General features: G+C 45.1%; 5 protein-coding genes and 1 pseudogene. 2 read left to right on the plus strand and 4 right to left on the minus strand.

Annotation, left to right across the window (positions count from 1 at the left end; translation table 11 throughout):
* Positions 1-261 precede the first annotated feature (261 nt).
* A pseudogene (locus NC796_RS26060) lies at positions 262-1425 on the plus strand (IS4 family transposase).
* 31 nt (positions 1426-1456) lie between these two features.
* Here NC796_RS26060 and NC796_RS26065 read toward each other — a convergent pair.
* The 4 genes from NC796_RS26065 to NC796_RS26080 form a co-directional block, all read right to left on the minus strand.
* Positions 1457-3826 (minus strand): glycosyl hydrolase family 95 catalytic domain-containing protein, encoded by a 2370-nt coding sequence (locus NC796_RS26065; RefSeq protein WP_310688782.1) that lies wholly within the window; start codon positions 3824-3826, stop codon positions 1457-1459.
* 596 nt (positions 3827-4422) lie between these two features.
* Complete coding sequence (locus NC796_RS26070; RefSeq protein ID WP_310688783.1) at positions 4423-6852, minus strand: glycosyl hydrolase family 95 catalytic domain-containing protein; 2430 nt, start codon at positions 6850-6852, stop codon at positions 4423-4425.
* Between the two features lie 114 nt (positions 6853-6966).
* A complete protein-coding gene (locus NC796_RS26075) occupies positions 6967-7749 on the minus strand; it encodes an endonuclease/exonuclease/phosphatase family protein (protein ID WP_310688784.1) in 783 nt (260 codons plus the stop codon).
* 117 nt (positions 7750-7866) lie between these two features.
* Complete coding sequence (locus tag NC796_RS26080) at positions 7867-8376, minus strand: carboxypeptidase-like regulatory domain-containing protein (RefSeq protein WP_310688785.1); 510 nt, start codon at positions 8374-8376, stop codon at positions 7867-7869.
* Between the two features lie 323 nt (positions 8377-8699).
* On the opposite strand from NC796_RS26080, the gene NC796_RS26085 reads away from it, so the two are divergent.
* Positions 8700-9566 carry an AraC family transcriptional regulator gene (locus NC796_RS26085; RefSeq protein ID WP_310688787.1) on the plus strand — a complete coding sequence of 289 codons (867 nt, stop codon included), beginning with the start codon at positions 8700-8702 and terminating at the stop codon, positions 9564-9566.
* Positions 9567-9734 lie beyond the last annotated feature (168 nt).

Below are 9734 nucleotides of genomic sequence, written 5' to 3' on the forward strand. Positions count from 1 at the left end.
GCTGACGCTGGTCGGGAGTTAGTTCTATCGTTGGGGCAACATTCATGAGCGTTTAATTGAGGGTTGGAGGGAATATACGATGTCCCCAGCTAATAATTACTATAATTTTTGAAATTAAGTACTAGTGTCCGGTTAAGGACTTTTTTATTTCTTGTAAGTCATTGTGTATCAATGGAATAAGTATAGTCAAAATTTTTATCGATTTGAATTTGTAGCTTGCCAGTATTTTCGCAGTTCAAATTTCTAATAATAGAAGTTATCATGAACACTGGCCGGCTCATTTTTTCCCAACTCATGGACGTTATTCCCAAATATCAATTTCGAAAAATAGTTGACCGCCACAAAGGCGATTTTCGGGTACGCAAATTTACTTGCTGGAACCAACTGCTCTGTTTGTGTTTTGGTCAACTCACCTTCCGGGGAAAGCCTGAGGGACATTACTTCCACCCTCAATGCTCTTGGCTCCCAGCGTTATCACATGGGCATCCGAACTGAGGTACCCCTTAGCACATTCGCCGATGCGAACGCCAGCCACCCTTGGCAAATCTATCACCAGCTGGCTATGCTGCTTATCGACCAGGCTCGGCAACTCTACCATGAAGACTCCGATCTGGAGGAGGTGGCTGAGTCGGTGTATGCCCTGGACTCGACGACTATCGATCTTTGCCTGTCGCTGTTCCCCTGGGCTAAATTTCGATCCCGTAAGGCCGCCATCAAATTGCACACAGTAATGGATCTGGAGGGAGCTATCCCCACTTTTATCCATATTTCCGACGGCCGGCTGCACGATGTTAATGTCTTGGACATGATCCCGATTATGGCCGACAGCATTTACATCATGGATCGCGGTTACCTGGATTTCGAGCGGCTCTATAGCCTGCATGAGGCTAGTGGCCGGTTTGTGATCCGGGCCCGGAAGAACCTGCAATTCTATCGCAAATCCTCGACTCCGGTCGACCGCCAGGCCGGGCTTCGGTGCGATCAAACGATCCGCCTGACCGGTCCCATCTCCAAGCTCCGCTACCCACAGGAATTGCGGCGGGTTCACTTAATTGACAACCAGCACGGCCAGGACATCGTCCTACTCTCCAACATCACCAGTTGCTCAACCGAGCAAATTACTGATTATTACAAGCAACAGATCGAATTGTTCTTCAAATGGATCAAACAACACCTGCGCATCAAGCCTTTTATGGGCAGAGCGTAAATGCCGTTAAGACCCAAATTTGGACGGCGATCTGCACCTACTTAATCATTATAATATTGCAAAAATCCAATCATTTTAGTGTTAAATTACACACGATGATGCAAGTTTTAAGCGTCGCCATATTACAGCGTATGCCCGTTAAAGAGCTATTTTCCGAAGAATCACTCACGAAATATGCCCCCCGATCCCGTAAACAGTTGGGGCTCTTCGACTTTTAACCGGACACTAGTGATACTGAAATTATAATTGCTAATTATTTGGATGTAACAACTTAACCTCATCATTCGGATTTGTCTGAATACTGAGGATACTATTTTCCCATTTACTTTCTACTTCCTGGAATGATTCGGAGTCTGAATTCATTTTCATCACTTTAACTGCTTGGGAGTCAAAAGGGTTGGCTACCTGTAACAGTCCACCTTTTTCTGAACGAATATGGATGTCAGAAACCTTTCCCTTCTCCATCTCAGCGGAAACAAGAAACGCGCCTTGGGCCCGGAGTTGATCGAACCCTACATCCTCCCAATCTCCAGGGATAGCCGGGAAAATCTCAATAACCCCGGTATTGCTTTGCAGCAGCATTTCCTGAAGACCGGCGGCAAAAGCAAAATTCCCTTCAAGGGTAAATGGACGATAGGTTAAGTTGGAATACTGGCCGCCTTTCTGATCACCATTCACATGGAAGCTGTTTGAGGAAACAAAGTTTGAGGCAAAGATGCGGAGAGCTTCGGCCGCCTTCCCGCCATTTCCAGCACGAGCATACAGGTTGGCCTGCCAGCTGAATGAGTAGCCGACCCAGTTGTCGGACCCGATCTGCGCCAGATGCTCCAACGATTTCTCAATAAGCTGCTCCTCCTGCTCCCCGTGTGCCGGATCCAGCAGGCCCAGGGGATGAATCGAAATAAGATGTGAGAAATGGCGATGGGAGTACTCAAGCGGCTCACCCGGGGCTACAAGAAGGCCTGTTTCGTCATTAGTAGCGAGATCCGGTAGTTCACTTCTCCGCATCTGCCAACGCTCCCGCTCCTTCCTTTTGCCGAGTTCCCCGGCCAGTTCGGCGGCCATCCCGAAGGCGTTCTTCATCAGGGCCAGGTCGTAATTGGTCAATTCGTCGAACCACGCATCGATACTGTTATCATGCATCTCGGGACTGGAACTGAGCTGCAGCGTACGCACCCCATCTTCCATATGGGTGACATCCTCAAGGTACACGGCAACCTCATGCAGGTATGGGTAGGCCTGCTCCTTTAAAAACTGTTCATCCTGTCCGTAGGTCCACTGCCAGTAAAAGTGCTGGCCAAGCCAGGCCGAGGTGGTGGGCGACATGGCATACTGAATCCACCCGCCCATGGGTTGGCCGGTAAGGGTGGAAACGCCCGGCACGTTCAGCCCGTCGGACTCAAAATACCAACGCGTATACTCCCTGCTCTCCTCGCGAATACTCCACAACCAGTCGGTATAAGAGCGAGTCAGCTCCAAGTGATTGCCGCTGTATCCCGGCCAGTAACTGAGCTGCGTATTCAGGTCGTGGTGATAATCTCCTTTCCAGGGCGGCAGGCTGCCGTTGTCAGCCGTCCATACGGCCTGCAGGCTGATGGGCGGGGCACCCGGTCGCGCCGCAGATCCGAACTTGTACATTTCACGCTCCCACTGTTTCTGCAGCAGCGTATCCGGCACCTGCAGGTCTGACCGGGCCCAATACTGGTTCCACCATTTCATATGGCTGGCTTTGGAACTTTCATACCCCTCAGACAACGCCTGCAAAGCTATATCTTCAGCTCTTTCTACTTGCAAATCATTGGAATATTTGGAAGTTATGCTCCAAACACCTTCACAAGTATTCCCGTCATTTTCCCAGCTTACAATGACCTGATAACTCATATCGTGGCCGGGCTGAGTGTAGGTTATTGTATTTCCCTCTTCTACAACGGAGCCCTGTTCGTAGCTCAGATCAGCCAACCGGTGGCTCTGTTGCTGGCCGGCCTCCGCATTGGGGCCGTCGTGCTCTGTGAAATACTCGGGAACCTCGAGGGATGGCTTAAAGTCTTCCGGCACTCCTTTGAAACGGAACCATCCTACAGGTTGCTCAGCATGCACAAATGTCTGGAGTACCGGCCCTTGTTCCCACGCCACCTCGGTAATGGCCGGTTTTACCCTTAATTGTGCCTGTTTGGCGGGTCCCCACTTCTCGGTATCAAACTCGAGGGCGGCAGCCTGAATTTTCGTGGGATAGGGATATTGGTTGTACGGAGCATCGCCGAGCTGTTGTACTGGCTCGTAATCGTTACGCTTCACCTGCTGGTCCACCCAGTCAAACGTTATTTCTTTGAGTTCCTTGACTTCGCGTAGATCCCAAAGATCAGCTCGATCCAGGGAAAACCGGAGGCGGTCCTCGTCTTTCCACACCAATGCACCGACCATCCCATTGCCCATTGGTAGTGCCTCATCCCAGCGCGTAGGCAGCTCTGAAAAGTGAAAATCTCCGGCCGAAGATTGAGGGGGCTTTTCGCTAGTACAGGAGATGGAAAGTACCAAGCACCCAAACAGGAGCAACAAAATAAATGAGCGTGGATAACCTGACCTGGAATCAGCGAATAAGAATCGGTTTACAATATTCATAGACATGTTGTTTCAAATATTTAGTTTTTCAGTGCTCTGATTTCATAGCTTCCCCCGGGAAGCACAAATTTTATGTGAGATTCGTCACCATCACGGTGAGGGCTGGCGTTTTTACTAACGTACACCCCATTCTCCCAGATCAAGGGTGCCATTCATTGTAATCCTGGCCCATCCTTTGTCTGGAATTCCAATGACGGTTTGAACCGTGTCCGGGAATCTTTCAGTTCAAACTGATCGCTTCTATTTACAAATAAGCTTGCTATGGGAACAGCTACCGATAACATTCGAGTATTTTACCCTCCCTCCGCCATATCCTTCCTAACCACAGCGACATTGCCTTCATAAGTTCACTTGTTATTGGTTGTTAATTGATTACTTTTTACCATCAAGTGATGGATGTTGATTAAATCAATTCTATATGCCAGACTTTATTGAAGTTCATATCCGGTTATTACTTCCCGCTAGCCCCCCAATTCCAGTTTGTCCCCCAAATATGGGTTATCTAGAGAAATGGAAGAACAAGTCAGGGATAACTATCATAAGAGACTATTCGTAATATTTTCAAACAACTATTTTTCGATCTAGAGTTATCAACATTAAAATTGATCATCTACTTGCAATTCGATTGAAGTATATTTACCAGGGAATAAACTTATTTCTAAGGTACCGTTGTCAATCTGCTCAACATTTGCTCCGGTTACTGTATAGTGAGTTATACCGTTTCGGTATCTGAGTCTAATATCTTGTTCGATATCAGATGTAAGCTCTACCTTAACTACGTTTTGTTCCAAATCCCAACTCAGGTTATTAATTTTCACTTGTGTTCGGGTGAGTAACCCTTCCACAGTGCCACTTTTGAGTTGTCTAGGCAATGCAGGCAAAAGCTCAATTTCTCCAAGTTTTGAGTACACCAATACTTCGGCCATCAATCCAGGAAAAGCAGAAATAGCATCGGTATTGTAGGTAATACCCGGATTGTGATTTGTAACCAGACTTCGATTAAAATAATTACCCGTTAAAAACTGAAGGAGTTTTTCCTGTATAAACTCATCCATTTTTAACCGACTGGCTGCCAGTGATTTAACAATAATACCATGAGCTGAAAGGTCCCCATCTCCTCTCATTTCCAACGCTTTTTTTGTAGCATTGAACAATTGAGGATGTTTTTCGGGACTAAACTCATGGGCTGGCCAAACCGGGTACATATGCGCAGCATGCCGGTGCTGATAATTATCGTTTAATCCTGGTTCTGCCCATTCTTTCAGTGCTCCATCGTTATTAACCAGGTAGGGTGGAAATTTATCAAGCATCGACTGCCACTTGTCAACCTTCCGGGCACTCAAATCCAGCTCCTTATATACAAAAATAATGTTTTCCAGTGCTTGTTTTGCGGCTGCAATATCAATAGTGGCGTTTACGACGCCTGATGTTGCAACATTTGCTGGGCTATTTTCAGGTGAAAATGACGGAGCAAAAATATAATCTCCTTTCGAGTCAGTTTTTGTCAAAAAATCTTCATAGAACATTGCGACCTTCTCCATCATTGGCAGAAGCCGTTCCCTCAGGAATTTTTCATCTCCAGTTGTTTGATAATATTCATACGCCGGGTAGATTAACCATTGGGCCCCGGAGGTCCAGAAATGCCCGGGAAAGCTATTGCTAAAGTGGGTATGCAAGTTTCTTCGCCCGGAGGTTCGGGTACCGGAAAGGTAGCCACGCATTCCATACAGCTTTTCAGCGTTGGTTTCCCAGTCAGGGGCTATCCGTTCAATGAGATTCATATAACTGTCCAGCGCTTCCGGCATATTCAACATATTAACCGGGGCTACCTGCAAGTTTACGTTGGTGTCCAAAGTAAAATCGCCACTCCACTTAGGTCTCCAGCTACCGGTCCATAGCCCAACCAGGTTGGGAGGATTATCACCGTTAGAGGTTATCAAAACATATTTTCCCATATCAAAAAGGGATTCGATAAAACCGGGAAGCAAAGAATCAGGATTGGCTTCCTGTAAACTAAATAAGGCCTCCGTTGAAAGATGATTATTGGTAGATTGGCCTATCCGCAAGTCAGTACGCTTAAATATTTCTCTGTGACTATCTGCATGTGGCTTGAGTAATTCTTCATACGATGCGGGATATGATTCCAAGCTCTGTTTGATACCATCCAGTTGAGAATGATCAAAATTGTTCAAGTAACGGACCTGGCTAATCAGGATGACTTCTTCAGCATTTTTTACCTGCACCTTTCCGCCCCTTACCAATTTAGATCCCCTTTTGGCAATAACGCGTGTAGCCCCTTCATATCCCCGGTTTACCAAGGCATATCCCGCACGGAATGTAAGCCAGTCACGAGTCTGCTTAATCTGGGGCTCATGAATCAATAATGTATCACTGTCAGTAATATTTGAGGTCCACTCTTCGGGGTCCCCCTTTTGGTGATGAAGGTTTAACGACAGCTCAACCGGATTTCCCGACAGGTTTTCGATCTTCTGAACAATGATATCATCGGTACGGGAAATGAATAGTCTCCGGCGCCACTGGCCATCCTCATCCTCCCAGCTAACGGTCACCTCTCCCGTCTCAAAGTTCACGCTACGTTTGTAGTTACCGATGGGACCCGCTTTGGGCTGCGATATCTCCAAGGCATAAGCAGGGTGGTAGGGATCGGTCCACAATAAGCCGGGATACCCCTCCTTTTTGGCCATATCCAACGAATAAGAAACGGCCTCCCTATACTTCCCATCGATAAGTAAATCTCGTGTTTCATCAAAGTATGGACTTATATCGGGTGGTACGACATCTTCACTTCCAATGTACTCATACAAAAATTCATGGTTGAATATCACTTTTTCTTGGTAAGGATCCCCAAATACCATGACGCCCATGGTACCATTCCCGGTCACCAGGGCGTCTTGCCATTTTTCCGCCGGCTTTTCACTCCAAATACCCGCATCCGGACTCTGCGCATATAAAAAATTAGCCAGGGATAAACTTGAAATGAGTACAATTAGTAAATGCTTGTTCATGTGGTCGTTTTTTTGTTACACTGTAATTTGATATAGCTTTTACATACGATTTAGCTAGGTAGATATAATGTTCATGCTTAACACTCTGAAATGCCGTCCTAAAGCGCAGGTATATCACTCTGAAATTTCAACCTCAATCATAACCGGTAGGTGATCAGAGGGATATTTCTGGTTATAACTGTCTGTTAAAACACCATATTTCTGCACGTTAACCTTAGTGTTTACAAATATGTAATCTATTCTGCTTTTCAGCTGGGCATTGTAGTCAAATCCACTAAAAGTGCCCTCCGGTCCATAGGGAGGGTACCTGCTAGCTTTCTTGCTATCCCTTAGCAGCTTACCTGAAGTTATTTCCTTATATGCTTTACTATTTGGGATAAAGTTAAAATCGCCCGTCACAATGACGGCTGTACCACCTGCAATTTCTTTAATTTTTTCTTTCAAAAGTTTAGCACTTTCCAGTCGTGCCACCCTTCCTTTACTGTCAAAGTGGGTGTTAAACAGAAAAAATTTGGTTCCATTTTGTTTGTCTTCCAATAGGCCCCAGGTACATATTCTGGTATATCCAGCGTCCCAAGACTTACTTGGTTTTTGAGGAGTATTGGATAGCCAAAACGTGTCGTATTTCACAAGTGTAAACCGCTTAGAATTATAAAAGATGGGATTATACTCCCCCTCCTGCTCTCCATCTTCACGGCCTACTCCTACCCATTTATAACCAGGTAAATTGTCGGCGAAATATTCCACCTGGTGTTGCAGGGCCTCCTGAAGCCCTACAACATCCGGGTGGTGAAAGTTCAGCAGACCAATTTGTACGTCCTTGCGGTTTTCCCAGTGATTGGCTGTTAATTGGGGAGCATCATATACAGAACCATCATACCTGATATTATATGTCATAGCTTTTACACTAGTTTGGGCAAAAGCCGTATTCAGCATTAAACATAGAAAGATATTAGGTATGAGTAGGTTCATTAATAATTTCATGAGCTGTCACTTAGTAATCGGTATTTTGTTCTAACGTGCCATTACGTCCGGTTGTCCTGAATTTTGAACAACCTGAACACCAGGGGCACGCCCCTGCAGCATTGAAGCCGTATTCGTTACAGGACGCTTGACAATTTCATCACCGCCTACTGATGAAACAGATCCCGTCAAATTCGCTTTTTCTTGGGTACCATAACCTACCACAACCAGCTCTTCTCCACTAATTGCTTGCGACTGCAACGCAATATCTATACTGGACCTTCCATTGATAGGAACGCTTTGTGTTTGATAGCCGATAAAAGAAAAGACCAACGTGTCTTGCAACGATGGTACATTTAGGCTATAATTTCCTTCGGAATCGGTTGATGTACCCGACGCTGTACCTTGGACCAACACATTCACACCCGGTAGGCTTTCTCCACTTGCTGCATCCGTTACGGTACCGCTTACGGTCTCTACCGAAGCGGGGTGTTCTGGTGCTACCTTTTTGTTATCAGCAGCAGTGAACCGATCGTGTTTAAATTTGTGCGCATTATCCATCTACTGGGCGTTTGCCGCCATTGGCATAACTGCCGCCAGGATCACTATCAGTATCCCTTTCTTTTGCATCATGATGTTATCCCTTTTTATTGGTGTTTTTCCTAGCTACATAACTACTCACAAACCTTAAGCATCCAGGCTCTTGTAGTATTGAATGTAATTATTCTCTTACACTTTTTATTATTCTTAAAACGAGTTTCTATTTCTACAAGTCATTTGGTTTTAGCTGACACTTATTTTGCACTGAACTGCCCAAACACTTGACTGGTGATAATGAAATGCAAATATTTTGCTTTGATCTAAACTTTAAGAAGTGATTTACTATGAAGGCACAACCCATTAGTCGTACGGTCTACCAGAACAGTTCTTTTCGCCTGAAAGAATATGTTTACAATAACTTTCTGAAAGTTTGGCATTATCATCCCGAAGTGGAACTGATCATCATATTGGAAAGTACCGGGACCCGGTTCATTGGGGATAGCATAGAAAAATTCGAACCGGGCGATATTGTGTTAATCGGTAAAAATCTCCCCCATTTGTGGCTCAATGATGACGTTTATTTTGAAGAAGATTCTACACTCCAGGCACGGTGCCACGGCATTCATTTCCACAAACATTTTGCTGAAAACCTGAAAAATATTCCTGAAATGGAGAGCATCAGGAATCTTTTCAGAAGGGCCGATCGGGGAATCAAGTTTGAGAGCAACAAAACGGAATCCATCATAACCCAAATTGTAGAGATCTATGAGTCAGATGAGTGTACTAAGCTGATTAAGCTTTTTGAGGTCCTCCTTCATTTGGCAAATGAGAGTGAATACGAATTGTTGTCCAGTGCCGGTTTTGTAAACACCTTCGAAAGAAAAAAAGATGACAAAATTTTTCGGGTGTACGAATATATTTTAAACAATTTCACCCAGGAAGTCTCTTTGGAAGAGGCCGCTGATCTTGCCAATATGGAATCTTCGTCCTTCAGCCGGTATTTCAAGCGAATTCACAAAAAAACGTTAACCCGCTTTGTAAACGAGATACGAATTGGGCACGCTTGCAAGTTACTAATCGAACAAAATTATACCGTATCCGAGATATGTTACCGGTCGGGTTTTAATAATATTTCTCATTTCAATCGTCAATTTAAATCGTTGAAGGGGATGACGCCCACCGAATATATAAGGATGTACACGATGAGCTAGCCCTCTCTCCAAGTGTAAAAGCCCTTTGAAAAAATAATACTTAACGCGTTTAGGGGTTAGATTTTTAACAATTTTAAAATAAGAAAGGCCATGCAAACGCTTGATAATCAATATCTTAGGAGTGTTAATCTTCATAAAAACACCCTGCGTATGCATGACCTCAAAGCC

It is taken from the genome of Aliifodinibius sp. S!AR15-10, assembly GCF_031569985.1.
In the GTDB taxonomy this organism is placed as follows: Bacteria; Bacteroidota; Rhodothermia; order Balneolales; family Balneolaceae; genus JAMQKA01.

Bases quoted from the DNA above. Each gene is read 5' to 3' on its own strand.
- NC796_RS26065 (WP_310688782.1), bottom strand. From the start codon at position 3,826: ATGAATATTGTAAACCGATTCTTATTCGCTGATTCCAGGTCAGGTTAT.
- NC796_RS26070 (WP_310688783.1), bottom strand. From the start codon at position 6,852: ATGAACAAGCATTTACTAATTGTACTCATTTCAAGTTTATCCCTGGCT.
- NC796_RS26075 (WP_310688784.1), bottom strand. From the start codon at position 7,749: ATGACATATAATATCAGGTATGATGGTTCTGTATATGATGCTCCCCAA.
- NC796_RS26080 (WP_310688785.1), bottom strand. From the start codon at position 8,376: ATGGATAATGCGCACAAATTTAAACACGATCGGTTCACTGCTGCTGAT.
- NC796_RS26085 (WP_310688787.1), top strand. From the start codon at position 8,700: ATGAAGGCACAACCCATTAGTCGTACGGTCTACCAGAACAGTTCTTTT.